General features: G+C 42.8%; 25 protein-coding genes, 1 pseudogene and 1 riboswitch. Of the genes and pseudogenes, 20 read left to right on the forward strand and 6 right to left on the reverse strand.

What is annotated here, in order from left to right; genetic code table 11:
* The first annotated feature begins 70 nt into the window (after nt 1-70).
* The 3 genes and pseudogenes from QNH36_RS01095 (at nt 71) to gyrB (ending at nt 2,846) form a co-directional block, all read left to right on the forward strand.
* Nucleotides 71-208: a hypothetical protein gene (locus QNH36_RS01095; protein WP_283904477.1), complete on the forward strand. Its 138-nt coding sequence runs from the start codon at nt 71-73 to the stop codon at nt 206-208.
* Nucleotides 209-359: 151 nt separating this feature from the next.
* Nucleotides 360-800, forward strand: a complete 441-nt coding sequence (locus QNH36_RS01100; protein WP_283904478.1) for a MarR family winged helix-turn-helix transcriptional regulator — start codon at nt 360-362, stop codon at nt 798-800.
* A 127-nt stretch (nt 801-927) separates the two neighbouring features.
* Nucleotides 928-2,846: pseudogene (gene gyrB, locus QNH36_RS01105) on the forward strand (DNA topoisomerase (ATP-hydrolyzing) subunit B).
* 48 nt (nt 2,847-2,894) lie between these two features.
* Here gyrB and QNH36_RS01110 read toward each other — a convergent pair.
* Both QNH36_RS01110 and QNH36_RS01115 read right to left on the reverse strand, forming a co-directional pair.
* Nucleotides 2,895-3,410, reverse strand: coding sequence for a CarD family transcriptional regulator (locus tag QNH36_RS01110; RefSeq protein WP_144481218.1), 516 nt, complete (start codon nt 3,408-3,410; stop codon nt 2,895-2,897).
* Nucleotides 3,411-3,645: 235 nt separating this feature from the next.
* A complete protein-coding gene (locus QNH36_RS01115) occupies nt 3,646-5,379 on the reverse strand; it encodes a mechanosensitive ion channel (protein WP_283904479.1) in 1,734 nt (577 codons plus the stop codon).
* 257 nt (nt 5,380-5,636) lie between these two features.
* Here QNH36_RS01115 and QNH36_RS01120 point away from each other — a divergent pair, with 257 nt between their 5' ends.
* The 6 genes from QNH36_RS01120 to ftsZ all read left to right on the forward strand — a co-directional run bounded on the left by QNH36_RS01120 (nt 5,637) and on the right by ftsZ (nt 10,050).
* A complete protein-coding gene (locus QNH36_RS01120; protein ID WP_283904480.1) occupies nt 5,637-6,170 on the forward strand; it encodes a hypothetical protein in 534 nt (177 codons plus the stop codon).
* Nucleotides 6,171-6,300: 130 nt separating this feature from the next.
* The gene (locus QNH36_RS01125; protein ID WP_283904481.1) at nt 6,301-6,810 is read left to right on the forward strand and encodes a hypothetical protein; all 510 of its coding nucleotides are present in this window, start codon (nt 6,301-6,303) and stop codon (nt 6,808-6,810) included.
* A gap of 50 nt (nt 6,811-6,860) precedes the next feature.
* Entirely contained in the window at nt 6,861-7,391 is a 531-nt protein-coding gene (locus QNH36_RS01130; protein WP_144481214.1) for a GNAT family N-acetyltransferase, read from the forward strand.
* 62 nt (nt 7,392-7,453) lie between these two features.
* Complete coding sequence (locus QNH36_RS01135) at nt 7,454-7,903, forward strand: hypothetical protein (RefSeq protein ID WP_144481213.1); 450 nt, start codon at nt 7,454-7,456, stop codon at nt 7,901-7,903.
* 194 nt (nt 7,904-8,097) lie between these two features.
* Entirely contained in the window at nt 8,098-8,331 is a 234-nt protein-coding gene (locus QNH36_RS01140; RefSeq protein ID WP_144481212.1) for a hypothetical protein, read from the forward strand.
* Between the two features lie 456 nt (nt 8,332-8,787).
* On the forward strand, nt 8,788-10,050 hold the full coding sequence (ftsZ, locus tag QNH36_RS01145) for a cell division protein FtsZ (RefSeq protein ID WP_251544810.1): 1,263 nt from the start codon (nt 8,788-8,790) through the stop codon (nt 10,048-10,050).
* 555 nt (nt 10,051-10,605) lie between these two features.
* Here the strand turns inward: ftsZ and QNH36_RS01150 are convergent.
* The gene (locus tag QNH36_RS01150; RefSeq protein ID WP_283904482.1) at nt 10,606-11,409 is read right to left on the reverse strand and encodes a metallophosphoesterase; all 804 of its coding nucleotides are present in this window, start codon (nt 11,407-11,409) and stop codon (nt 10,606-10,608) included.
* 394 nt (nt 11,410-11,803) lie between these two features.
* Here QNH36_RS01150 and QNH36_RS01155 point away from each other — a divergent pair, with 394 nt between their 5' ends.
* Complete coding sequence (locus QNH36_RS01155) at nt 11,804-12,214, forward strand: hypothetical protein (RefSeq protein WP_144481209.1); 411 nt, start codon at nt 11,804-11,806, stop codon at nt 12,212-12,214.
* A 76-nt stretch (nt 12,215-12,290) separates the two neighbouring features.
* Here QNH36_RS01155 and QNH36_RS01160 read toward each other — a convergent pair whose 3' ends face one another.
* Nucleotides 12,291-12,869, reverse strand: a complete 579-nt coding sequence (locus QNH36_RS01160; protein ID WP_251544808.1) for a YqaA family protein — start codon at nt 12,867-12,869, stop codon at nt 12,291-12,293.
* 136 nt (nt 12,870-13,005) lie between these two features.
* On the opposite strand from QNH36_RS01160, the gene QNH36_RS01165 reads away from it, so the two are divergent.
* The gene (locus QNH36_RS01165; RefSeq protein WP_251544807.1) at nt 13,006-13,866 is read left to right on the forward strand and encodes a sulfite exporter TauE/SafE family protein; all 861 of its coding nucleotides are present in this window, start codon (nt 13,006-13,008) and stop codon (nt 13,864-13,866) included.
* A 272-nt stretch (nt 13,867-14,138) separates the two neighbouring features.
* Nucleotides 14,139-14,708 carry a GNAT family N-acetyltransferase gene (locus QNH36_RS01170; protein WP_144481204.1) on the forward strand — a complete coding sequence of 190 codons (570 nt, stop codon included), beginning with the start codon at nt 14,139-14,141 and terminating at the stop codon, nt 14,706-14,708.
* Between the two features lie 206 nt (nt 14,709-14,914).
* On the opposite strand, the gene QNH36_RS01175 is transcribed toward QNH36_RS01170, so the two are convergent.
* Nucleotides 14,915-15,760 (reverse strand): GNAT family N-acetyltransferase, encoded by an 846-nt coding sequence (locus QNH36_RS01175; RefSeq protein WP_283904483.1) that lies wholly within the window; start codon nt 15,758-15,760, stop codon nt 14,915-14,917.
* Nucleotides 15,757-16,944: an FtsW/RodA/SpoVE family cell cycle protein gene (locus tag QNH36_RS01180; RefSeq protein WP_283904484.1), complete on the reverse strand. Its 1,188-nt coding sequence runs from the start codon at nt 16,942-16,944 to the stop codon at nt 15,757-15,759. The genes QNH36_RS01175 and QNH36_RS01180 overlap by 4 nt, the downstream gene beginning before the upstream one ends.
* A gap of 332 nt (nt 16,945-17,276) precedes the next feature.
* Here QNH36_RS01180 and QNH36_RS01185 point away from each other — a divergent pair, with 332 nt between their 5' ends.
* The 8 genes from QNH36_RS01185 (at nt 17,277) to QNH36_RS01220 (ending at nt 26,754) form a co-directional block, all read left to right on the forward strand.
* On the forward strand, nt 17,277-18,053 hold the full coding sequence (locus QNH36_RS01185; protein WP_144481198.1) for a hypothetical protein: 777 nt from the start codon (nt 17,277-17,279) through the stop codon (nt 18,051-18,053).
* A 66-nt stretch (nt 18,054-18,119) separates the two neighbouring features.
* Nucleotides 18,120-18,301, forward strand: a riboswitch (cobalamin riboswitch).
* Nucleotides 18,302-18,637: 336 nt separating this feature from the next.
* Entirely contained in the window at nt 18,638-19,594 is a 957-nt protein-coding gene (locus tag QNH36_RS01190; protein WP_283904485.1) for an ABC transporter substrate-binding protein, read from the forward strand.
* Nucleotides 19,560-20,621 carry a FecCD family ABC transporter permease gene (locus QNH36_RS01195; RefSeq protein ID WP_283904486.1) on the forward strand — a complete coding sequence of 354 codons (1,062 nt, stop codon included), beginning with the start codon at nt 19,560-19,562 and terminating at the stop codon, nt 20,619-20,621. The genes QNH36_RS01190 and QNH36_RS01195 overlap by 35 nt, the downstream gene beginning before the upstream one ends.
* A complete protein-coding gene (locus QNH36_RS01200; RefSeq protein ID WP_144481192.1) occupies nt 20,618-22,096 on the forward strand; it encodes a heme ABC transporter ATP-binding protein in 1,479 nt (492 codons plus the stop codon). Before QNH36_RS01195 ends, QNH36_RS01200 begins: the two co-directional genes overlap by 4 nt.
* Before the next feature lie 5 nt (nt 22,097-22,101).
* Entirely contained in the window at nt 22,102-22,485 is a 384-nt protein-coding gene (locus tag QNH36_RS01205; protein ID WP_144481190.1) for a VOC family protein, read from the forward strand.
* A gap of 710 nt (nt 22,486-23,195) precedes the next feature.
* Nucleotides 23,196-24,668, forward strand: a complete 1,473-nt coding sequence (locus QNH36_RS01210; RefSeq protein ID WP_283904487.1) for a SulP family inorganic anion transporter — start codon at nt 23,196-23,198, stop codon at nt 24,666-24,668.
* Nucleotides 24,669-24,745: 77 nt separating this feature from the next.
* Nucleotides 24,746-25,165, forward strand: coding sequence for a universal stress protein (locus QNH36_RS01215; RefSeq protein ID WP_144481186.1), 420 nt, complete (start codon nt 24,746-24,748; stop codon nt 25,163-25,165).
* Between the two features lie 506 nt (nt 25,166-25,671).
* Nucleotides 25,672-26,754: a D-alanine--D-alanine ligase gene (locus tag QNH36_RS01220; protein ID WP_283904488.1), complete on the forward strand. Its 1,083-nt coding sequence runs from the start codon at nt 25,672-25,674 to the stop codon at nt 26,752-26,754.
* Nucleotides 26,755-26,796: the final 42 nt, after the last annotated feature.

Raw genomic sequence — 26,796 nt, forward strand, 5'->3', positions numbered from 1 at the left:
TGGATTATGCTATGATTAAAAGAAAAAAATGGACTTATTGGGTAGTTTTGCTAAGGGGGACAGGCTGGCTATGAGAGCAAGGACAAGAAAGAGTGAACCTTTTTCATTTGATAAATTGAAGGATTTTTTCACTACTGTGCTGCTGCATCTTAGTTTTTATGCCTTCATCGTTTTTCTCGTCATCTTTTTCATCGACAATTTCAGTTAACTACATGAATACATACCCGCAGCAGTCCAAAGGAATTGGGCTGCTTTTTTATTAGAGGAAAAGACTGATTCAATCACCGGTAAAAAAATGTTTGTCCCTGACCGCAATTGTTGTATAGTAGTGGAGAAGAAAAGGGATTGAGGTGAGTCCATTGAGTGTAAACTCTGAATTAGTAAATTTAGACCTGGTTGATCTAGTGAGTGAGCGTCATACGCTTCTTCGTAAAATATCAGAGAAAGCCTGGAACAACCAGAGTGATATTTATATTTCAAATTCTGAATGGTATATCATGGCGAGGATTTATAAAAAGCAGCCAACCATTTCTTATATTAATAAAAATGTTGAAATTTCCCGTCAGGCCATACATAAATTCATCAAAAACCTTGCTGAAAAAGGATTAGTCGAAGTCAACAACCTGGAAAATAACAAGAAGGAAAAATGGATAAGGCTAACCACTCTTGGCGAAGAATGCTATGAAAAAAATGAAATGCTCAAGGCTGGCCTGGAAAAGAAAATAACAGAAAAAATCGGGTCTGAGCAAGTGAGGCTCCTTAAAGAAATTTTGAAGATGGATTGGAATCTGGATGATTAAAAGTAACCCTCTTATTGTCAATCAAGTTGACAATAAGAGGGTTTTTTAATACACTTTAATTGTCAACTTTATTGACAATTAATCCTATTATGTACGATATAGGGAACGTGAAGGGGATTACATTTGCATGACACAAGCAGGAGTTCAAGAGCAGGCGTATGACGCCAATCAGATACAGGTATTGGAAGGGCTTGAAGCTGTCCGGAAGCGGCCCGGAATGTACATTGGCTCAACATCCGGGAGGGGATTGCATCATCTGGTCTGGGAGATTGTGGATAATAGCGTGGATGAAGCCTTGCAGGATATTGTGATGAGATCCACGTCACGATTGAAGAAGATAATAGTATTAAGGTTACGGATAATGGCCGGGGTATCCCGGTTGGAATTAATGAGAAGGAAGGAAAACCGGCCGTCGAAGTCATTTTGACCGTACTCCATGCTGGCGGCAAATTCGGCGGGGGCGGGTATAAAGTATCTGGGGGATTGCACGGTGTCGGGGCATCTGTCGTCAATGCCTTATCTTCATTACTCGAGGTATATGTCCACCGGGAGGGAAAGATCCATTACCAGAGTTTTGTCCGCGGGGTCCCTCAAGGGGAATTAAAAACAGTAGGGGAAACAAACCATACCGGCACTACCATTCACTTTGTACCGGATGGTGAAATTTTTACAGAAACGCTTGAGTATGATTATGACATTCTCTCATCAAGACTTCGTGAGCTGGCTTTCCTGAATAAGGGGATTATGATCACGATTTCTGATAAGCGCGGTGAACAGCGAAAGAATGAATATTACTATGAGGGTGGAATTAGGTCTTATGTTGAGCATTTAAATGAAAAGCAGACCGTAATTCATGAACCGATTTTTATAGAAGGTGAACATAAAGGGATATCCTTGGAAATTGCCCTTCAGTATAACGAAGGGTATGCGGAGATGCTATATTCATTCGCCAATAATATTCATACACATGAAGGTGGAACCCATGAAGTGGGATTCAAAACAGCTTTAACCCGAACGATGAACGAGTACGCAAGGAAAAACGGAAACTTAAAAGAGAATGAAGCTAATTTTTCCGGGGAGGACGTCAGGGAAGGGCTGACTGCTGTCATTTCGGTTAAGCACCCAGACCCGCAATTCGAAGGACAAACCAAAACAAAACTTGGCAACTCTGAAGTGAAATCAGCAACCGATACAATCTTTTCAGAGAGGCTTGAACTGTTTTTGCTGGAGAATCCTGCAATCGCAAAAAGAATCGCCGAGAAATGTTCACTTGCTTCAAAAGCGAGAATTGCTGCCAAGCGGGCGCGTGAATTGACGAGAAGAAAAAGCGCTTTGGAAATTTCAACACTTCCGGGTAAGCTTGCAGACTGTACTTCCAAAGATCCATCCATTAGTGAATTGTACATTGTGGAAGGAAACTCTGCTGGCGGGTCTGCAAAGGGAGGACGTGACCGCCATTTCCAGGCTGTCCTGCCACTCAGGGGGAAAATCCTGAACGTTGAAAAAGCCGCGATGGACCGGATATTCCAAAATGCCGAAATTGGGACAATGATCAAGGCAATCGGCGGAGGAATTGGGGAAAACTTTGATATCTCAAAGGCACGGTACCATAAAATTGTCATCATGACTGATGCAGACGTAGACGGAGCGCATATCCGAATCCTCATGCTGACATTTTTCTATCGATTTATGAGAACTGTACTGGAAAAGGGCTATATCTATATTGCCCAGCCTCCATTATATAAAATCCAGCAGGGGAAGAATATACAGTACGCTTACAATGATGCTGAACTGGAAAGCACATTGGCGTCACTGCCAGGCACACCAAAACCGAATTTGCAGCGGTACAAGGGACTGGGAGAAATGAACCCGGAACAATTATGGGAAACGACCATGAACCCGGAAACTAGGACGTTGCTTCAAGTCACATTGGATGATGCCAGGGAGGCCGATGAGGTATGTGACTTATTGATGGGGGATAAGGTTGAACCCCGACGCCAATTTATTGAGGAAAATGCTGTATATGTAAGGAATCTGGATGTATAAAAAATGGAACGAATCTTATGCTTCCTTTTGGAAGCATAAGACCGTCCCTTAGTTAACTACCTGATTACTTTCCTTCAACAGCCCTGTGACATGCTCATGTATTCTTTCAACAGTGGTATCCAGAGCAATGGCTATTTCTTTGAAAAGGATGCTTTGTATAGTATCCAATATTTTTCTGTCCTGTTCGTAAAGCTTTTTTTCATTCTGCTCGGCTTCGATTTTTTTTCGCATGAGGGTATTGATGAGTCCAGCAATCTCGATTCTGTCTCCGTTGCTTACAACTTTAGAATATAAATTATGTCGTATATTGGGTTTGTCATTCCAGTCAATTCCTGCATACCTAAAGGAATCAAGAATCTCCCGGGCATCTTCTTTTTGGACCATTTCATGAAGGGCTACTTTATCACTATGAACTGGAACACTTAGAGTCAATTGATGATTGTCATTCATTGGGTGTAATACATAGTACGGTCTTGTCACACCTAACACTGTTTTTTCACAGATATCATCAATTTTACAAATGCCATGTGCTGAATAGATCACCATATCTCCTATACTAAACATTTGCTCACCCCTACATAAAATTGTCAACCAAGTTTATAATAACACTTATGATTAGTTTTGTCAACGAGGTTGACGTTAGAGGTGATTTGTGAATAAAGAATTAAACCCGCTAACTCCATATGCTGCAGGCTGTTTCAAAGCAAAATACATAAATAACGCTCAGAGAATGTTGAACTGCATCCCGATTAAGTCTAAACGGGATGCAGTTCAATTCCTGAGCTTTTTTTGCTTATTTTTATGGCTTCAACGGATTGTTATCATTATCAGGGTCCATTGGGTTATTGTTTCCGCCATGGTTGTTCAAGTTCGGGGGAGTTCCAGGGTTTTGGTTATTCAAATTTGGCGGATAACCTGAGTTCTGCTCAGTCATGTTGGTTGTACCAGGACTCTGGTTCAGGTTATTCAAGTTTGGCGGTGTCGCAGGGTTCGGGTTGTTCTTTTTTATTTTCTGCTGCTGGACCGCTTCCTGGTCGATGCTGGTTCTTTCAATTTTATCATCAAGCTTTGTCAGGTACTTGGAAGCAAAGTTTTTGCCGCCAAGCCCGAATGCTAGACCGAATGCCAGTGCCAGTCCGCCAAGCGTCAGGATGAACGCCGCATTTACAATTGCTGGTGCGACTCCAAGCTGATCCAGCGCCATAAAGACGGTGATGGTGATAATCGCATATTTTGCGACCGTTGCCAGCACATTGGAAGAATCACCCTGAAGGATGCTGCTGAGCACTCGCTTCACAAGGCTGCCAAGCCACAGGCCAACACCAAGGATGACAATCGCTGCGATGACATGCGGCAGATACGCAATCACACCGCGTGCAAGGTCGACGAAGAAATCAAGTTTGACTACATTCAATGCTTCAGCCACAAACAACAGGACAACGATGACCTGTACGATATAGCCGACTACTTCGGACAGGCTTAATGAGTTGGGACGGCCTGTGGTGCTTGCCAGACCCATACCTTTAAAATAAGAGTCGAAGCCAATTCTTCCTAACAAATCAGCCGTGAATTTTTTCAGCCATTTTCCGAGCCATAGTCCAATCATGACAAGGATGATGGCAACAACGATATTCGGGATCATCGTCAGGATGTCATTGAGCATCGCGATTGCCGGTTGAGAAATTCCTTTCACATCAAGACGCTCAAGAGCAGCGATGACGGTAGGGATCAAAATCAGTACAAAAGCAACTGTGCCAATCACGCGTGAAAGGCTTGTGCCTTCGAATAAACGGGACAGTCCAAAACGCTGGACTAATTTTTCTGTGCCAATGCTTTGCAAAAAGTTCGTCAGGATATCGCGGACGATTTTGGCAACAAAGTAGCCAACTAAAAGAATCAGCGCTGCCGCGAATAATTTAGGAATGAAGGAGAGGATTCCCTCGATCATATTTTCAAATGGCTCAGAAACTCCGCGAAGATTCAGTGCAGACAATACGGCTGGCAAAGCCATCAGCAAAACTAGGTAGAATACGATGTTCGCGACCGTATCTACAGCGTTTGTCGTTTGCTGGTTGTCCTCCGTAAGCTTGTACTTGCTTAATTTCTCATGGACACCAAGCTTCTTGCCGCCTTTTTGAATCAAGAATTTCAATGCTGATGCGATCAGCCATGCAAATAACAGGATCAAGCCTGCTTTCAGGATATTTGGAATCGCCGCGGCAATCGTTGAGAACATCCCAACAAGCGGCTCAGTCAAAACATATAAATCCAGTATATTCAGGAACATGATGAAGACAAAAACAAGAATCAGTACATAGACAATCTTGCTGATGATTTTTTCAGCAGAATATTTCTTATTGTTCACATTCGAAAAAAGCTTGTTATCGAGGCTGGTTTTCTGCAGTCCCTTATAAACCGCCTTTTCGATGATCTTGGCAACCAGCCATCCGACCAAGAGAACAGCAAGTGCAATCAGCACGTTCGGCAATTTGCCAAGAATGCTATCCCAGCCATTGTAAAAAGTATTATTCAAATTTCTCACTCCTTATTGTATTAGGACGTCCATGGCGGGCTGTTTAATGTGTAAGGATTAATCTGAAACAAGATACAGCTAAACACCTATGAATCCAGTCCTTAGTTAGCAAGCAAACATACTTTAATCTACCCAATTACTAATGGCCTAAACTAACCGAAGCACATTGACTCCTATAAATAACAGCCACCCGAAATTGAATAATCTGAAACTTTTGTCTTTTCGAAGCGTATTACTTCTATAAAGGGGGATTGGGTATGATGAAAAAAACGAGGGTCATCATCCTCTTATTGATGGTTTCGGGGCTTTTCATGGCAGCATGTTCGAAATCGGAAGAGGGTAAGAAAGAAGCAATCACCAAAGTTCTTGAACACCAGTTTACCGGTCCAGACGACGAATATATGGACCTCATGTGGAATCCTAAATATAAGACTGTTGTAAATAATAAAGAAGAAAACAAAGAATTTGATCAGTATGTAGAAGAAGTTTATGGCCCCTACTTTACAGAATCCGGGCTCGATTTCTTCATAGCAACCGCAATGGGTACTCAATATCAGACCTTTGCTTACGAAAATGAATATGAATTAACCCTTAAGGACGTCACGATCAAGCAAAACAAGGATAATCAAAATCTTTATACCTTCGTTGCCATCGTCGGTTATAAGAAAAGCGGTGAAGAAAATACCGCGAATGTAAAAGGAAAAGTTTCTTTCTCCCCAAAAGAAGAAGGGAAAATCGCCAGGTTCGAATACGGAAATGATGACGGTTTGTCTGAAGAATTAAGAAAATAGGAAGCACTTTTGCTAACCGTTGCAATGTTGAAGATCGGCTGCCGTTTTGGCGGCTTTTGTTATGGGAGTAATGAGTGAAGACGTTCAAGGATGGGAACGACGTCTTTCCAATAGTTAAGGAGGAGTCTGATTGGGCGGTAGAAGAAAATTACTTCTCAGTATTTCGATAGGGTTAAACCTAATACTCGTCATGATTGTTGGTTGGGGAATGATGAAGATGAACTTCGTAAAGGAGCAAGTTCTTGTTACAGAGGTCCAAAATAACTTAGTAGAGTTGGAAGGCCTGATTGCCCACCAAATGGATGATGAATGGCCTGAACCAAACCTGGTTACAGCCAAATTAGACGATGTATTAAATGGTATCTGGCTTGGAATCACTACTGGAGAACAATTAGGAACGCTCTCGGAAAATGATAAGGAAGTCCTTGGACATTTGTATTCCAAATTAAATCAATATCCACATGATGAATTGTATAGCTTTACAGAATTAACAGAAGAGGATAAACAGAACTTTGAAGACTTACGGAAAACACTTCGTGAAGTTGGATTAGGATTGAAGTTGACTATAAGTGCCAATATGGATTCCTTTATGAGCCAGGCAGAGGCATTAGATCATAAAATTGAAAGCCCGTTGAAGTAGTATTGGTTGAAAGGATGGTCCGGGAAAATTTAATAAGAGGGGTAATTTTTATGCTTTTCCAAAACGGTCATTTAAAAGTACGCAAATTAGAAGTAAAGGATAATTATATATTATCCAAGTGGCTTTCAGACCCGTCTGTTCTTGAATTTTATGAAGGAAGAGATAACCCATTTGATATAGGGAAAGTAAATGATGTTTTTTACAATCCTGAAGATGATACAGTTAAATGTATTGTAGAATTTGATGGTAAGGAAATTGGATATATCCAATATTATAATTTAGATAGTGACACTAAAAATGTATATGGATACTTAAATGGAAATATTTATGGGATCGATCAATTCATAGGTGAAGCAGAATATTGGAATAAAGGAATCGGCACATTACTTGTTACCTCTATGGTTGAATTCCTAATTAATCATAAAAAAGCTGACCGATTAGTTATGGACCCTCAAGTTAGGAATGAGAGGGCTTTAAGATGTTATGAAAAATCTGGTTTCAAAAAAGTAAAACTACTCCCAAAACGTGAACTCCATGAAGGGGAATATCGGGATTGTTGGTTGATTGAATACATTAAATAAACTACTCTAATTGGGATTTTGAGTAAATAAATATCCTTAAGGTATTTGAAAGGGGTATGTCCATGAAAAGGGTATTATCTTTGTTATTTTTATTAGTCCCCTTTATCGTATTGGGATGCAGTCAGAAAGAGGAAAGGTTTGACCACACGACACTAAAAGAGGAATTAAAAGAGGAAGGAATCGCGCCAAAGCTTCCGACTAAATTTCCTATGACCATAGTAGAGTACGAACGAGTTATCCCTCCTCACGAAACAAATATAATCGAAGTGATATTCAAAGGAAAAGAAGGAGGAATGCTGTTTTCATTGACTATTCAACCACCCCCGGTTGAATACAAAAATCTTCAAAACAAAGAGGCTGTTATGGTTAACGGAGATAACGGTTTCTATATAAAAGGACCTGGATCCTCGCTTCATTGGACTGATGGTGATTACCATTACATTTTGACATCCTATTCAGAAGAAAATGGGACCAAGGAAAAAATGATTGATACTGCCGAGTCATTTGAGTAAGAAAAAAGCATTATTAGAAAAATAACGAGTGCGTGGATTAAAGGTGAGTAAGTACTTTTTTGTTGAATTCATACCAGGCAGGAATGTTTAAGAAGAAATGTGGGCTTTCTATATTTGAGAAAATCTGATCTAAATTCGGCAATTAAGCTTAAATTCTTAAATACTAAATTTGTATAAGGATGATAAAAGTTTAAATGAATAATATCGATAGAAGAAATCGTTTAGGTGACGAACCTTTTAGTTTTCGAGTGACAAAAGATAATACAGTCTTTTTGGATTATTATGGTCGGCAGGTAAAGATCTTAAAAGGTACAGAAGCGGAGAAGTTCCTAAAGAGAATAAATGCTGCTGAAAATTCAACGGAAGAGCAAATCGTAATGGCGAAGATAACTGGGAATTTTAAAAGGGGTAATGAACGAAAAAACTGAGGGAAAATAGATAATTGTTTTAGGTTCAAGATCCTAAAACTGTCATAATCAAGGGAAGTAAAATTAAAATCACTATTTACAAATAGAGAGACTCTAAAAGTGGAATCAACTAAGTTAGAATTAAGGTAGAACTTTTTTGGTAAAATGTTGCGATGCTTTAAAGGGCATCGCATTTTATTTTTATACCTAAGAAGTTTGTGAAGAAAACTTCTTTTTAGCAGCTCGTATTTTACTCGATAAGCAGGATAATTTAAGTGTATTTCTTCACAGATTTATTCCTAAACTCTTACCGAATGCCTGGTGCATCACTTACACCAAGAATGACACTTTATTACTGTAGGTTTACATTTGTTTAACAAATCGCAGGAAAAGACGGAATTTCCAAGCCAGTGGAGAATTTTATAGGTATAGTGAGAAATAGGGGGCAATATCAGAAGCTAATTAGGGGGACTATATATGCTAGAATTCGATACTAATATCGATCAATTTGCGACTATAAAAGTAATTGGTGTAGGCGGCGGCGGAAATAATGCCGTGAATAGGATGATTGAGGACGGTGTGCAGGGAGTAGAGTTCATTTCTGTGAATACAGATGCGCAGGCTCTCAACATGTCAAAAGCAGAGGTCACTATGCAAATCGGCGGTTCGCTGACCAGGGGCCTGGGGGCCGGTGCCAATCCTGAAATCGGCAGAAAGGCTGTTGAAGAAAGCAGGAAGCAAATCAGGGATGCTCTGGAAGGTGCGGACATGGTGTTCGTAACTGCCGGAATGGGAGGCGGAACAGGGACCGGAGCTGCGCCGGAGATTGCCCATATAGCGCGTGAACTTGGTGCACTTACAATTGGAGTGGTGACTCGTCCGTTCACTTTTGAAGGCCGCAAGCGGGCACAAAATGCGGCAGCCGGAATTGAAGAGATGAAGAAAGCCGTCAATACGTTAATCATCATTCCAAACGAGCGGTTGCTGCAAATCGTCGACAAGAAAACGCCGATGATTGAAGCCTTCCGTGAGGCAGACAATGTTCTCAGGCAGGGTGTCCAGGGCATTTCAGATTTGATCGCCGTGCCAGGCTTGATCAACCTCGACTTTGCTGACGTGAAAACGATCATGTCAAACAAAGGAACGGCGCTAATGGGCATCGGTGTCGCTTCAGGCGAAAACCGTGCTGCCGATGCTGCCAAAAAGGCCATTTCCTCGCCATTGCTAGAAACAAGCATCAATGGCGCGAAAGGAGTGCTGATGAACATCACAGGCGGCATGAACCTTAGTTTGTATGAAGTACAGGAAGCCGCCGACATTGTGGCAGCGGCAACAGATGACCAGCTTAACATGATTTTTGGGTCGGTCATCAATGAAAACCTGACAAATGAAATCATGGTGACCGTCATTGCGACCGGCTTCGATCATGATATTGAGGAAGCACAGCCAACGAACACATCACGCCGTCCTGGAGACATGATTGCCAATTCACGTGAGAAATACAACTCTCAATCGAGACAGCGAGAGCGTATTGCCTATGCAGAAACGGGAAATTACGGCCAAGCTCAAAACCACAGCCAAACCGGCAGTTACGGCCAGTCCGGAAACTATGGCCAATCGGGCAACTACAGTAATCCGCCTGCCTACGAGGAGCCCGCGAATTACGATCGGGGTACCAAGCAGCCAGATGACTCGCTTGAGATTCCATCGTTTTTGCGAAAGCGAAGCAGAAGACGGTAAATCCACAAAGAAAAGGCCAAATCCTATGAGATTTGGCCTTTTAATATGATTCCGCCATTTTAACGTTAGATATAAAAGGTAGATTGAATAATGACCCGAAAAGAAACTCTGGGCCGGCTTCCTTCTACGGATATTGTCTAGTTAGGTCTGGCCGGTTATACATACCATTGAATTATAAAAACCAATCACTACCCTGTAAATTCTTCGAAAGCATGCATGCAGACCTCGCCGTAGCGAAAGTCCTCAATATATAGGCCCCCATTTTAGTTTTGTTTTTGGATTTTCTATCAGACTATAAACGGAAGTAATTTTGAAGAAAAAGAAACGACTACTGAAAGGTAAGCACTCAGAAATAATTCTTATAATTAATTGCGAGGAACTACAATCTGAGTTAGTAAAGGACTACTTTTCAATCATTATGCATTAGGTGTTGCAGCAGTCAAATAGGATTGTGGCTTACTGTGCTTAAAAAGCCATTATTCAGTAATCTATTGACTGGATTAGAATGACTGAATTAAGAATCATTATGGACAGATCAATACATTTTCATCTTTCTTAAATTTCTATAACTTTAACTCTTGAAAAAATCTCTTCCTCCACTGATTCACAGTCCCATTCGTGAGGGTAGTAGCCTAACGGGTTACAGATGATTTCCATTCCTTTATACTGTTCGTGATATCGTCTATGAATATGGCCAAAAATATATTTTTTCACGCCATATTTCACTGCTAATTCCCCGAAACGTGAACTGCCCATCATGGCATTGAAAAAGTCCCAGCTAGGGTCGTCCTTATATATAACAAACTTGGGAAAAGGGACGAAATGTGTGACCATGATAATATTTTTCCCGCTATACGCACTTAGCCACCCCTCTAACTTTTCACAATAACGCTCAGTTTCATCCTGATCCTGACCGGGCCAATTTGCATATAGCTTGTCTGGCCAAGTGAATTTATTAAACTTCCCGAGTGCAAATTGTTCTCTCGTATAACCCTTTACTCCAAAAGTATAATCATACCAGCCCCCATCGCCGATAATCACCCAATCATTGTTTAACTCAATTGGTCCACTTCCAAGATTACCTGGAAACTCAAGCAGTATTTCGTAAGAGGTTTTTGAATCCTCATAATAAATATCGTGGTTTCCATGCACAAATAAAACCCTGGTTTGTGGAAAATCACTTTGTAATTGATTTAAAAGATCAAGGGTTTTTTTAGGGCCTGCGGTCATATCACCGCTTAAAATGAACACATCAGGTAAATGGGCTTCAATCCATCTTTTTAGCACAGTCATAATATCAGTACCGGTATTTTTCCGGTTTAAACCTTCATGAATATCAGACAAAATGGCAATTTTCAAATCAATCACTCCCAGCCAAAATTAAGTTATCGCCTAAAATGCCCTACTATATTGGTCCTAACGAGAACCATTTCTCTAAAACAGAGTAATAATCCTCCCAAATTTCAATTTAGTTTGTATACTTTCTAGAGGGTCTTTATTTTCGTAAAATTGATTTGGTAAAAGAAGATGTGTTGTAAATGGTTCCAATTATTGCAGCGGCAAGGTTGCCTGAAAATAGGACCGTCTGAAAACTCAGAACGTCTAATAGACAAAAAAATAAATACTGTCCTTTATAAATTAAGTTTAGTATCGGGTGCAAGCTATGCCCAATGTGCGACCGAAAATTTTCCTCATTCTTTTTAAATAAACGGTGTAGAGTAGTTTAAAAAGGTTACCAAGGGATTGATTGAGAATGAGTTTAGCTTCCTACATTGGCTGCAATATAGAATTATCAATAAACGATGATGGATCTTCAGGTGGTTTTTTTTACATTGGAAGTTGTTTTGCAGGAGAAAGAGAACTCCAAAATGTAAAGAAATATCAGTTGACTACCCCTTATGTTTACGAGGTATCAAGTCACTGGGGAATTGAGATTTCGGAATATATGGACCAAGAAACATGTGCTGAATCAAAAGTAAAGCTGTTAGAACTTTGTAATAGAATGAACAACTATCTTGTAAAAGGGGATTATTTTGAACTGTATAGTTGTTGGATTGGAGAAGAAAAGGATAAGCGAGAGGGTGAGATCATCTTCCAAATCAATAACTTTGATATTGACCAGATTGAAATACCAGAAAAAACGTTAGTTAGATTCGAAAAATGATGGCTTTCTACAACTAACGATCAACTATAAAAAATGCTTGAAGCCCATCTAGGCTCCAAGCATTTTTTATGAACCTTTATGATTTCTTCGATCTTTTTAGATACATATAAATCAAATATCCAATAATCACGACAGCTCCGAGGGCAATTGTCAGCATTGCGAAGTTTTCTTCGATGAACGGCATGGCTTTGTCGCCCAGTGCAACAATGATGGCTGCTTCAAGGAAGAAGCGCAGGCCGCGGCCGATGATGGACCAGATGATGAGTGTAGGAATCTTGACGTTTGAGATTCCGGAAAAAATCGTGAAGACTTTATATGGAATAGGTGTAAAGCCGGCAATCAGGATGGCCATTGCACCGTATTTCTCGAAATAGCGTTCGACCAGGACAATTTTCTCTTCTTTTATAAAATATCGAAGGATGGGACGGCCGACTTTTTTGCCGATATACCAGCCAAGCAGGGCACCGAGCACGGAACCGGTTGTGGTGATGAAGGCATACCAGAGAGCCTTGTCAGGGTTGGAGATCCCCATCGGAATCAGCAAAACATCGGGAGGAATCGGGAAAAAAGAAGATTCCAGGAAAGAGACGAAGAATAATCCCCATGAACCAAATTCAAGCAGCCATTCTTCAATCGAGTGAATCCATTCAGACATTAAACAGTATCTCCTTTGAATTGTTATAGTAAGTGTCAATTGAGCCTAATTAGAAGTATACCATTTATAATTCTGCAAGAGCCAATTATTAATGGTATCCTAAAAAAGGAAATAGTCTATAAAAGGGATGTTGTCTATGGAATATATACCTTTTCTGCTGCTGGGCGGATTGATCAGCGTAATGTCGGGTTTCTTCGGAGTTGGGGGAGGTTTTATCCTGACACCGATCTTACTATTGATTGGTTTTTCGCCGCTTGAAGCGATCACGACGAGCTTGTTTTTCACGGTGGGCACATCAATGTCAGGGATTGCCGCTCACATCCGCATGAAAAATATCCTCTGGAAAGAGGGACTGATCATGGGGCTAAGCGGGATTGTCGCGACACAGCTGGCCCGGCCGATTGTATATGCTCTTGAAGCGCGGGGCTGGGATGACATTGTCATTCCGTTCCTTTATATTGTGCTGCTCGCTTATTTTGCGATAAAAATGATTCGCCAGGGCAAAAAGAAAGACGGAGAGAATCCCGCACCCGCTCATTTTTCGGTACCAAAGCTTTTAGCAGTTGGGTTCGTCGGCGGCTTTGTTTCGGCATCGCTTGGAGTAGGAGGCGGCTTCATCATTGTCCCGCTTATCATCACCTCGCTGGGATTCAATCCTAAAAAAGCAGTCGGAACGAGTTTGTTTGCAGTGCTGCTCATCGTCTCAGTTGGTTTCATTTCCTATGCGGTCAACACACAAATCGATTACTTCATTGGTTTGATGCTGATTGCCGGTGCGTTAGTCGGCGCTCAATTCGGTGCCAGAATGACTGCATATTTTGAAAACAAAGAAATGAATGCGATGTTAGGGATGCTGTACATTGTCACGCTGGCAGGAGCTGTTCTGAAGCTGGTTGACCTGAACAAAACCGGGCTTGTACTCATGGGAATCTTCATTGTGTACTTCTTTGTAAGGGCCATAGGTAAAATCAGGGCAAAGGCAATGGAAAAAGGCTGATGCTTGGTCTTAATGGATTCGGTTTAGGAGTAGAAAAACTAAATGCACACACCAATTTGCAACTTAATCAGCAAACAAAATCTATGTAATTTCCCACTTGAAAACGCTCAGCAAAAATTGACTTGCTGTGCGTTTTTTGCGTTTATGGAATTGTTTAAGTTATTTTGTGAAGTTATACACTTAAACGTTAGCAGTTTAGGTGAAGAAGGGTTTTCAGAGTAAGGTGAAGAAAATATTAGTGATTGATATGATTTGGTCAGGCGGGTGAGAAAATGATTAATTATTATGGTACATCCAGATTAGAAACGGATCGATTAGTTCTTCGGAAGATTGAACTTTCTGATGCTCAAAGTATATTTGATCATTGGCTTTCAGATGATCGAGTAATGGATAATCTTATAAAAGGTGCACACAAGTCTTTAGCAGAAACTATTGAGAGGGTAACAGAAATCGTAAGTAAATATGATACCCAGGATTTCTGTTATTGGGGTATAGAACTGAAAGCAAGTGGTGAATTGATTGGAGCTATTGACCTCTTCAATTTTGATAGTATGACTGAGAATTGTGAAGTAGGTTATTCAATCGGTTACTCCTGGTGGAACAAGGGGTATGGAACTGAGGCATTAAGAGCTGTCATTGAATTTGGCTTTAGACATATGAACATTCACAAAATATCAGCATCACATAATACTGATAATCCAGCCTCTGGAAAAATAATGCGTAAAGTGGGAATGGAACAAGAAGGAACCTTTAAGCACATGATTCGAAATGCCAAGAATCATTATAAGGATTGTGCTGTATATGGGCTCCTTCAGGAAGATTATTTTAAAAATGTGAAGTGACAAAAGGTGAGCGTTAGTTGGTGAGATAATATATGGATACAAAGGGACCGATAGTTCTATAACGGTCTCTTTTTTATGGCTTCAGCATATAAACCTGCAGACATTTTAACAAGTCAATCCATAAGTGGCTGCCAGTCTTCAGACTGATATTTGATGTTTTCTACTTCAAAACCAAATCCGTAAGCTTGGTCTCAGCCTTTTTTCATTTATGCCTCCGATGTGAGAGGGTGCTTGAAAAAACGCGGGAACTCTTGTCCGATGCCAATTTTTACAAATAATTCTCCGTCCCGTTTAAAAGGAAGTGATCGAAAGTCCAAATCCTTGTAGTCAGGTGTGTAATGAAAGACAACTTCCCCTGCAGGAAGGATATTGGTGATATTCACCGGCGAGGTGCTGATTACATCATACAGTTGGACCTGACCGTTCTCTTCCGTGAAAATGACAATCGCGTCCTCTTTCTCAGCATAATAAAGATGGTCGGGAAAAACATTCAGGATATGGTACATGGTGATGCCGCCAGAGTTTGCAGTCGCAAAGGCCTGGGAAACTGGCGCTCTCCCATAAACAATTTTTTCAATCTGCTTAAGATCTGCCGGAATCTCCAGTTTCCTTAATCCTGCCCGGTCTGTATTAGAAGGAATTATCGTTGAAAACTGGTGCTCCTCAACCCGTTCAAAACCGAACTTCGGGTAAAAATCAAGCACGCTGTCATTGGCGAACAGATACACGTAATCATACTTTCCCTCATATTCGGCCAGCACATGGTTCATCAGACTTGCTGACAACCCTCTATGGCGATAATCAGGATGCGTCATTACAGTACCAATTTGCAGGGCTTTGAGGCTTTTTCCAGCTATGATCAACTCAAGCTCATTGACCGATACATTCGCGATCACCCGACCGCCATCCGTAAAGGAAAACGGAATATATCGACTTCCCCAATACCCTTTTTCATGCCAGTTGGTAAAATCAAGTCCGAAAATGTCGGAGGCAAGCTGGATGAAACTTCCCCTCAAAACATTATTATCACGATAATTGCTTACTAGCTTCATAGATCAAAACTCCTGTCTCTTGAGGCAAACATATAGGTTCTATGATGGAACCGGATTCCATAAATCAGCCCCATCGCCAGCATATTGCCCATAAGCGAGCTTCCCCCATAACTGATGAAAGGCAGCGGGATTCCCGTTATCGGCAGCAGCTGGATGGTCATTCCGACGTTTTGGAAGACGTGGAAAGTAATCATGCTAATGACACCTGCACTAATATAGGTATTGAAAGGGTCATTCGTATCCAGTGCCGTTTTTGTCAGATGGTAGATAAGCAGAAAGTACAGGCTAATGACAAAACTGCCGCCGACAAAGCCGAATTCCTCGCCAATGACACTGAAAATAAAGTCTGTATGGCTTTCAGGAATATAGACTTCACTGCCATTGAGACCTTTTCCAGTCAGCATGCCAGAGCCAATCGCACTGAGGGATTTTAGCAGATGGTAGCCATATTCCGGGTAGCTCTCCGGATCAAGCCAGGCATAGATGCGCCCAAACTGATACGTTTTTACCCCCAGGTATTTTTTCAGGATCTCAGGCTTCCAGATGACGAGATACAGAATGCCGGCCCCAAGTACAGCTCCACCGCCATAGAGAGGCAGGATGATTTTCCACGTAATGCCTGAAACTAGGATGATTCCTGTGAAAATCGCAATCACGACCAGGGAAGTTCCGAGGTCAGGCTGCATCATGATCATCCCTAACGGTAAGGCGGTGATAAGGCCAAGCTTGATGAACAGCAGGAAATCTGTTTGGAGTGTCTTTCTAGGATGATTTTTATGGTGGGTATAGATGGCGCTGCTCAAGGCAAGAATCAAAAAGACTTTCATGAATTCAGAAGGCTGGATTGAACCGAATGGCTCGATGAAAAACCAGCTTTTGGCCCCGTTTCTTTCTTCGGCAATGCTGGCAGGAGCGAAAAACAGGAAGACGAGCAGGAAAACTCCGAAGCCGTATAAATACCAGGAGAGCTTGCGGTATTGTTCACTGTCGAACATCATTACTACTGCAATGATACCTGAACCGACGACATACCAGAATATTTGCTTATATAAAAAGTTCTGGCCAACATATTGCCCGGTCTTCTGGGCGCTATAAATGGCGAGACAGCTTGTCAGAAAAAACAGCAATAAGAGAAGTGTTAACGTCCAATCAAAGCGGTCGAATTTTTTTGTGGATTTATCCATTTGCTACACCCTGTCCAAAATCATTTTTACAATAATCGTTTACCAGGTATCTTTCGCCTGTACGAGAATGTATTACCATTTTATGCTAGCAGACGAATATTATCCTCACAATCCCTGAGCAGGTAATATGTCCCTATAAGTATTAGACGAATGACAGGAGGGTTTAGTTTCTTTTGAAAAGGGATTCTTTTAATCGGAAAGGTGGATAATAATTATGTTTTTGAGGATTCAAAATAAGATATTTTCCACCGTTTTTGTTAGAATGGAAGAAGCGTCATTTGTACGGAGCCGCTGGCATTCTGCAGCTTAGAATTTTCCGGGAGGTTTTGCTGTTGAAAAAGAACCATCCTTATAGCAGGGATTTATTATATCTCCACATGAACGAACGGGACCATTATGTACTTTCGCACGGAATCGAATTCCATGAATTTTCGAGGTCGCTGCCTGATCCATTTAACCATCTTTTGCTGTTGAAGCATCGCTATGAGGATGGCGAATTCAACAGGCATACTTTATTTGAGTATGTACCAGGAGATAGTGCCGAAAAGCTGGTAGGAGCCAATGTACATGCATATGGGGATTTTTGCTGGATTGATTTTGAGGAAGTGGAAGCACTGAATGTGCTGACGGCCCAGGAAATTGCCGAACTTCTTTATCTCGGGCATATCAAGCATCATTTGAAGCTGCCTTTTTACAATCAGCTTAATAATCGTTTTGTGTACCTGTCCAATGAGGACGGCTGGTTCAATAAGATCTATTACCGCAATTTCAATGACTTTTTCCGCATGCTTGGCAATGTCCTGTCAGGAAAACTCGGAGAAATGAAACCGGAAAAAACGCTGCTTGGAATCCGGAAAAAGAAGTCCTATCCATCTGTAAGCAAGGAAATCCTGAAATCACTGATACCAGCCTTGAAGGAAGGGGCTGTGTTTTCGCTGAAGAATATCCAGCAGAACCGCAACAAGATTGAAATACCGATCTGGATTATCGGAGATTTTGCCAACATGGATGATATGCAGGATGAATATAAAGAAGCAAGCCGCAGCAATCCTGACGGCAGACTTGTTTTCGATAAAAAGTTGAAGGAATGGAGCTTGCTTGCACAATAAGTCGAAAAAACAAAATTTTTGCAGCAACTTTTGGCAATTCGTGTATAATGAGTTGGAGCGGAAAATTACATAACGATCTGAACAGGTGTCTTTTATAACAAGACTTAATAGGGAAGTTGGTGAAAATCCAACGCGGTCCCGCCACTGTAAATGGGAGCAAGCTGCAACATGCCACTGTACAAATGTATGGGAAGGCGCAGCGAGCATTGACCATGAGCCAGGAGACCTGCCTGTCCATTGCACCAAGCAAACCTACGAGGATAGGGAGGTGCCGACAGGCTTTATGTCTTTTTTATAAAACATTTGCTTACTCGGACATCTCCCCTTCAGGTGGAGATGTTTTTTATTTTATATTATTAGTTTTGTTGAAGAACAATGCTGGTACTTAGCATCCTGTTGATTGTAGTGGAAGTCGCGTAGACTCCTCCGAAAATGCTAACGCATTTCCATCGTGCGTGGGCTAACTCGAGGAGGCTATTCAGTGTCCTGCGGGCTCAGCGCCAGCCCCGCGGAAAGCGAAGCGCCTGGAACGAAAATCAACAGCCTGATTAGACAAAGCTGATCGAAAAATGGAGGAGAAGTAAATGAAGAAATTATTGTTGATATGGGTGGCGGCTGCCATGATCCTGGCTGGCTGCGCTACTGATGCACAGCCAGAAAAAAAGGAAGGTGAAAAAAACGCGCAGGAACAGAAGACAGGATTTCCTGTCACGGTAAAAGATGCGTTTGATGAAGAAGTTGTCATTGAAGAAAAGCCTGAAAAGATCATTTCCCTGATTCCGAGCAACACGGAAATCGTTTATGCGCTTGACAGCGGGGACGCAATTGTCGGCGTCACAGATTTCGACAATTATCCAGAAGAAGCAATGTCTAAGGAAAAAGTCGGCGGAATCGAGTTTAATATTGAAAAAATGATCTCGCTGAAGCCGGATCTTGTCCTTGCCCCTGGGTCCACCGCAGACACGGCCAAAGAAGGTCTGCAGCAACTAAAGGACGCAGGAATTGCGGTTGTCGTGGTGAATGATGCGCAGTCATTTGAAGAAGTGTATCAGTCAATCGAGATGATTGGAAAATCGATTGGTGAGACTGAAAAAGCAGCCGAGCTAGTAGATTCGATGAAAAGCAGCTTCGCAGAACTGAAAAAGAAAGCTGAATCCATTAAGCCAGAAGAGCAAAAGACTGTATTTGTTGAGGTCTCGCCTGAACCGGAAATCTACACAGCCGGCAATCATACGTTTATCAATGAAATGCTTGAGTTGATTGGTGCGAAGAACGCTGCCGGTGACATGGAAGGCTGGCCGAAAGTCGACCCGGAAGTCATGGTTGAGCGTAATCCGGATGTCATTGTGACAACCTATGGATATTATACGGAAAAGCCAGTTGAGAAGGTGCTTGCGCGGAAGGGCTGGAACAATGTAAAAGCGGTCAAGGACCAGCAGGTATTCGATGTCCACTCCGATCTTGTTACCCGTTCTGGCCCAAGGCTCGCTGAAGGAGCGGAGGTACTTGCAAAAGCCATTTACCCGGACGTTTTTAAATAATAAAGGATTAGCATATGTTTTTGCTGCAGCATTTTTGATCATCTCAATGCTGCTGGGAATATCAATCGGAACGGTTTCCATTCCTGTACCCGCTATCATTAAAATCATTGGTGCTGACATTTTCCGATTTCAGGGACAGGGAATCGATCCCATGCATGCAAGTATTGTTATGGAAATCAGGCTGCCCCGCGTGCTGCTGGCAGGCTTAGTTGGTGCGTCACTGGCGATCGCTGGTGCCGCATTCCAGGGCCTGCTGCGAAATCCGCTGGCAGATCCGTATACGCTCGGGATTTCATCAGGTGCCTCCATTGGTGCTGTCGTTACGCTGTTTTTTGGCCTTTCACTGCCGCTGATCGGTGCCTTTACCTTGCCGGTGCTCAGCATTCTGTTCGCATTCGCCACTGTGTTGTTTGTGCTGTTTTTTGCCCGGAAAGTCGACAGGCTGCTCAGGGTGGAAACCATTATTTTGACGGGAATCATTTTAAGCTCCTTTCTCGGATCGTTCATTTCGCTTATGATTGCTCTCTCAGGCGAAGAGCTGAGGCAAATCATTGGCTGGCTGCTCGGCAGCGTATCGATGCGCGGCTGGGAGTATATAAAAATCATTTTTCCTTTCTTTATGATTGGTCTGGTGATTTTACTGGCAAATACAAGGGAATTGAATGCAATGTCCTTTGGTGAGGAACGGGCACAGCATCTCGGCGTCAATGTCGAGCGTCGGAAGCTTTTGATTTTGCTGTCGGGTTCCCTTTTAACAGGTTCAGCGGTTGCTGTATCGGGGACGATTGGTTTCGTTGGTCTCGTCATTCCGCATCTGACCAGGACTGGCTGGGGACCTGACCATCGTCATTTGCTGCCGTTATCGGTGCTGATTGGCGGTGGATTCCTGATTCTTGCTGATTTAATATCCCGGACTATCATCGCACCCTCGGAATTGCCGATTGGCGTAATCACGGCATTAATCGGAGCACCGGTTTTTGCGTTAATTTTAATGAAAAATCGCAGGGAAAGAAGTGCTGGCCGATGATCACAGTGAAGAATTTGACAGGCGGATATGCGGGCGGCGAGGTGCTGAAGGAAATCTCCTTTGAGGTTGGCAAGGGTGAGTTGTTCGGAATTCTTGGACCAAACGGAAGCGGGAAAACCACGCTGTTAAAAATGATCAGCGGCGCTTTGGAATTCCGGGAAGGTGCCATCGAGCTGGATAGCCGGCCATTGACCCAGTATACACCGAAGCAGCTTGCGAGGATGATGGCAGTCCTGCCGCAGCATTCTGACCAGGCCTTCCCGTATAGTGTGAAAGAGACCGTTTCGCTTGGCCGTTATGCGCACCAGAAAGGGTGGTTCCACAGCTGGAGTGATGAGGATGAAGAGATTGTCCTCAAGGTGATGGACCAGACAGGGATCACCCATCTCCAGGAGAAATCGATCGTTGAACTATCCGGCGGCGAAAGGCAGCGGGTCTATCTTGCGCAGGCACTGGCACAGCAGCCGAGGATTCTGCTGCTTGATGAGCCGACGAATCACCTTGATCTCAGCTTCCAAAAAGAGCTGTTGGACTTGCTGAAAAAATGGGCTTTAGAGGAGCAGTTGACAGTCGTCTCGATTTTCCATGATTTGAATCTTGCCTCGCTATATTGTGACAGGCTGCTGCTGCTGGATAACGGTGAGGTGCTGATTGTCGATACTCCTTCTGAGGTTTTAAAAGAAGAGCGAATCAAGGCTGTTTATAAGACACAGATCAAAAACCACCCGCACCCGGAAATCGCCCGGCCACAGCTGCTGCTTGTTCCCGAATCAGACGGCAATGAAGCTGCCAATTTTAAAATAGATGCCAGGTTTCTTGAATTCAGTCTCGACCGGATTACACTAAAGTCACCGATGAAATTAAGGACAATGTCTTCAGGAATAACGGGTGCAGGAATTGGCTGGCACAATTCCTTTGTACACCGTGTTGTCCCAATGGACTATAATTGCAGCGACCATAAAGCAGAAATGGCTGAGTATCTGCAGGCGAATGGTTTTCTGCCGAGCGAGACTGTTGCGATGATGACGGCTGTTCCTGCGGAAACCGCATCACGCCGTTTTTTCGAAGCTGACGGATTATCGATCTTCATTATGGTCTCGGCAGGCAATACGCATCGCGAGAGCCCAAGGAATATCAATACATGGCTGTTCATTAATGGCCGAATCTCTGAAGAGGCGTTTATCCAGAGCGCAATGACTGCAGCTGAGGCAAAAATGAGCGCTCTGCAGGAGCTGGAAGGAAACAACCTGTTGATTGCCGGACAGAACATCGGCATTTCAACTGACAGCATTTGTATCGCCGCAACCCAGCAGGGGGAAGAGATTTCCTACGCAGGGACAGCTTCGCCGCTAGGCAAACTGATCAGCGAGGGGATTTATGCCTGCACGAAGGAAGCGATCCAGAATTATCGAGCTGGGAGAACTTTAATGAAGGAATCTGGCCAATCCACCTCGAATGTAAAACTAAAGAGGTGATGACGATGGAAATGAAAATGGGATACGTGATTTTATATGTTTCCGATCTGGAGAAAACAAAGCATTTTTATGGCGAGCTGCTGGGCCTGAAACTCCGAAACGAATTTGGCACCTATATCGAATATGAAACAGGCAGCACAGTGCTTTCAATGAACACAAGGGAAAGCGGCCGTGAAATTACCAAGCTTCCAATCCCGGATGGAATCAGGAATGAACAAACCTTCGAGTTAGGCTTCACAACAGAAGATGTCCAGGGCGCCGTAGAAAAACTGCGCACCGCCGGAGTCCCGATCCTGCTCGAACCAACCGAAAAACCATGGGGCCAGGTCGTTGCCTACGCAGAAGACCCGGATGGACATTATATTGAAATATGCACACCGATTGGTTGAAAAAAAGTCCTGCAGCTCACTGAGCTGCAGGACTTTGATCGTTTATTGAGTTAAGAATTACAGTTATTAAGGCCACTTGTGCCCGAAAACCGAGAGAAACCGGAACTTCGGTAACAAGTAGGCTCAACATGTGCCCGAAAACGGAGAAAAGTTGAAATCTCGGTAACAAGCAAGGCCAACATATGCCCGAAAACGGAGAAAAGTTGGAACTTCGGTAACAAGTAGGCTCAACATGTGCCCGAAAACGGAGAAAAGCTGGAACTTCGGTAACAAGTAGGCTCAACATGTGCCCGAAAACGGAGAAAAGCTGGAACTTCGGTAACAAGTAGGCTCAACATGTGCCCGAAAACGGAAAAAAGCTGGAACTTCGGTAACAAGCAAGGCCAATATGTGCCTGAAAACGGAGAGAAGTTGGAATCACGGTCACAAGAAAGGATATCTTCATGTAAAAATGTCCTGGAACCTCAACAAAGTTCCGTTTTAAAAAGCTTTAAACAAGCAAGGTAGAAGGCCGATTTACATTTTAAGGTTTTTACTTCATCTATGTGAAAAACGGAGATATCAGTCAATATTTGAAGAAATACATAAAAAACAGCGCTTACAACAATGGTTGATAGCTTTAATAAATATGTTATGATAAATCCTGTTTTAATCGGACCCGGCTTGCTTGAGAGTAGGAAGCCATAAAATAAAAATTAAGGGGTGTTTACTTGAATACTAATACAATTAAAGAACAATGGTTTGGCAACGTGAAAGGGGACATCCTTTCAGGGATTGTCGTTGCGCTTGCTTTGATTCCTGAAGCGATCGCCTTTTCGATTATTGCTGGTGTTGACCCGATGGTAGGACTTTACGCTTCATTCGCTATTGCTGTGACAATCGCGATTGTCGGCGGCCGTCCTGGCATGATTTCAGCCGCGACCGGTGCGATGGCGCTGCTGATGGTGACACTTGTTGCTGACCATGGTTTGCAATATTTGATGGCAGCTACAATTTTGACAGGTGTCCTGCAGATTCTGTTTGGTGTGTTTAAATTGGCAAGATTCATGAAGTTCATTCCGCGTTCCGTTATGGTCGGTTTCGTGAATGCACTTGCGATTCTGATTTTCATGGCACAGCTTGAGCAATTTGTAGATGCTACATGGGTTATGTATGCAATGGTAGCGGGCGCGCTCGCAATCATCTATCTTTTTCCGCGCATCACAAAAGCAGTTCCATCACCACTTGTAGCGATTATCGTCATTACAGTAATTGCTCTGATGACGAAAAGTGATGTGAGAACAGTTGGCGACATGGGGAATCTGACGGCTGCATTGCCAACTTTCCTGATTCCTGATGTACCATTCAATCTCGAAACATTAAAAATCATCTTCCCATATTCATTGGCTTTGTCGATCGTTGGTTTGCTTGAGTCCTTACTGACGGCTTCAATCGTCGATGACATGACAGATACTTCAAGTGATAAAAACAAAGAAAGCCGCGGCCAGGGAATTGCGAATATCGTTGCCGGATTATTCGGCGGCATGGCAGGCTGCGCAATGATCGGCCAATCCGTCATCAATGTAAAATCTGGCGGCAGAGGCAGACTGTCTGCGCTCGTTGCCGGTACATTCCTTATGTTCCTGATTCTTGTGTTAGGAAATATCGTTGTCCAAATTCCAATGGCTGCCCTTGTAGGAGTCATGTTCATGGTATCTATCGGAACATTTGACTGGTCATCCATTAAAGGCATGGCAAAGACTCCTGTTACAGACTCAATCGTCATGGTTGTCACCACTGTAACAACAGTGTTTACGCATGACCTTTCAAAAGGTGTATTTGCCGGAATCATATTAAGTGCGATTTTCTTTGTCGCAAAGATTTCAAAGGTAAAAGTTACTTCAACACTTGATGTTGCCGCTGAACGCCGTACGTATTTTGTTACAGGACAAGTATTCTTCGCGTCCGTTACAGATCTGCTTGAATCATTCGATTTGAAAGAAACAGCAAAAGAAGTCGTCATCGATCTGACTCATGCCCATTTGTGGGATGATTCAGCGGTTGCGGCTATTGATAAAATCATCATCAAATTGAGAGAGAACGGTAACGTGGTCCGTTTGCAAGGCTTGAATGAACCAAGCTCCCACTTGATTGACAAATTGGCTGTTCACAAACGAGAAGGCTCAAAGCTTACGGGACACTAAAATAAGTTTGAAAAAGCACGTTGACGAATCAGCGTGCTTTCTTTATATATTAGATTATGGAAATGGAGGGGAATGAGATATTTAATAGAATCTTGCTCGCTTCAGATGGTTCCGATCATTCAGTGCGAGCTGCGAAAAAAGCGGCAGAATTGGCGAAGCTTAACGGTGACAGTGAAATAACTGTAGTTTATGTTGTTGATGGACAAACTTCCAAAGAGGATGTCCTTCATAATGCGGACCAGACAGTGGTCGAGGAGAAAAGGAAAGCTAGGCTTCAGCCTGTAACCAATATGCTTGAAGAAGAAAACCTGGACTACAAGTTTGAAAAGTTGCTCGGAGAACCTGGACCTGCGATTGTTGATTATGCAAACAAGTACCAGTTTGATATCGTGGTCGTCGGCAGCCGCGGTTTGAATGGCCTGCAGGAAATGGTCCTAGGCAGTGTCAGCCATAAAGTCGCAAAACGGGTGAAAGCGCCGGTTTTAATCGTAAAATAACCAGCGTTCAGGGAATCCTGAGCGTTTTTTCTTTAAAAAAAATAAAACAGATGTTTGATTCCGTTTCAGAATCGGAAATTGGAGCGAGAATCAATTTATATAGCGAAAAATCAGTTTTTATAGCGACTTTTCCATTTATATAGCGAAAATCAATTTTTTATAGCGACTTTCCCGTTTTTATAGCGAATTGGAAATTTCGACGGTTTTTTGCCAGTAAAACAACCGGCCAATTAGCGGTGCCTCCATCAACAAGAACCTTTTTAAAAAATGACCCTTACCTGTGTTGTCCTTTCACGATGTTCTTAGTTAAGTCATATAGTACATTAGGCATTTGGATCAGGAACGGATGCCTATTGCTAATTTTGTGTTTCCCGCAGGTTTCATGCATGTAAAACAGGAAATAGTATAGCTGGAGAGCAAATATTAAATATTGATAACAATTCCTTAATTAAAAAATAAAGTGGTAAAATAATAAGCGGATTGAATTTTATTGGAGGTCTATTTTTATGAAGACAAGAATCGGGCTGCTGTACGGCGGCAAATCGGCTGAACATAAAGTATCGATGCAGACAGCTTTGGCTGTGACGAAGGCATTGGATTTCGAAAACTACGAGATTTATCCTATATACATAACGGAGGAAGGGGAGTGGGTCAAGGGACCGCAGCTGAACGCGCCTGCTGAGAACGTCAAACAGCTTGAATTCGCGGATGGCTCGAATCTGCCAACCCCTTCGTTTACTCCGGCTTTATTCCAGGCCGGCGGAAAGGAAGAGGGCAAGACGCTTGATGTCATCTTCCCATTGCTGCATGGACCAAACGGTGAGGATGGCACGGTTCAGGGTTTGCTTGAACTATTGAACCTTCCTTATGTCGGAAATGGTGTTCTTGCCTCATCGGCAGGGATGGATAAAGTCATCATGAAGAATATTTTCGCTCAGGCGGGATTGCCGCAGGTGGATTATGTGTCAGCCCTTCGCAGCGAATGGGAAAAGGACAGCGAGAAGGTATACGGTCTAGTCGAAGAAAGACTTGGTTACCCTTGCTTTGTAAAACCAGCGAACCTCGGATCGAGCGTGGGAATCAGCAAGGCGTCCAATAAGCAGGAGCTTGAAGAGGCGTTCAAAGAGGCGTTCCAATTTGACCGTAAAATCATCGTAGAACAGGGTGTTGTCGCACGGGAAATCGAAATTGGCGTCCTGGGGAACGATGAGCCTGAATGCTCGGTTGTAGGTGAAATTGTCCCTAAGAAAGACTTCTATGACTACAAGGCGAAGTACGAAGATGGCGATACGGCAATGATCATTCCCGCAGAAATCACTGAGCAGCAATATGCAGATATTAAGGAAATGGCAATCACAGCTTTCAAAGCGCTTGATTGCTCGGGCCTCGTTCGTGCTGACTTTTTCCTGACAAAGGATGGTCAGTTTTTGATCAATGAGGTCAATACAATGCCTGGATTCACTCCATTCAGCATGTTCCCGCTTTTATGGAAGCACGCAGGTGTCGAATACCCGCAGCTGATCGAAAAGCTGGTGAACCTGGGAATCGAGCGCCACGCTGAAAAGCAGAAGATCAAATATACATTCTAAAAATGCTTAATATCCAGGGGGACACGGAGGAACTAATGGCCG

Source organism: Mesobacillus sp. AQ2 (assembly GCF_030122805.1).
GTDB classification, from domain to species: domain Bacteria; phylum Bacillota; class Bacilli; order Bacillales; family Cytobacillaceae; genus Mesobacillus; species Mesobacillus oceanisediminis_A.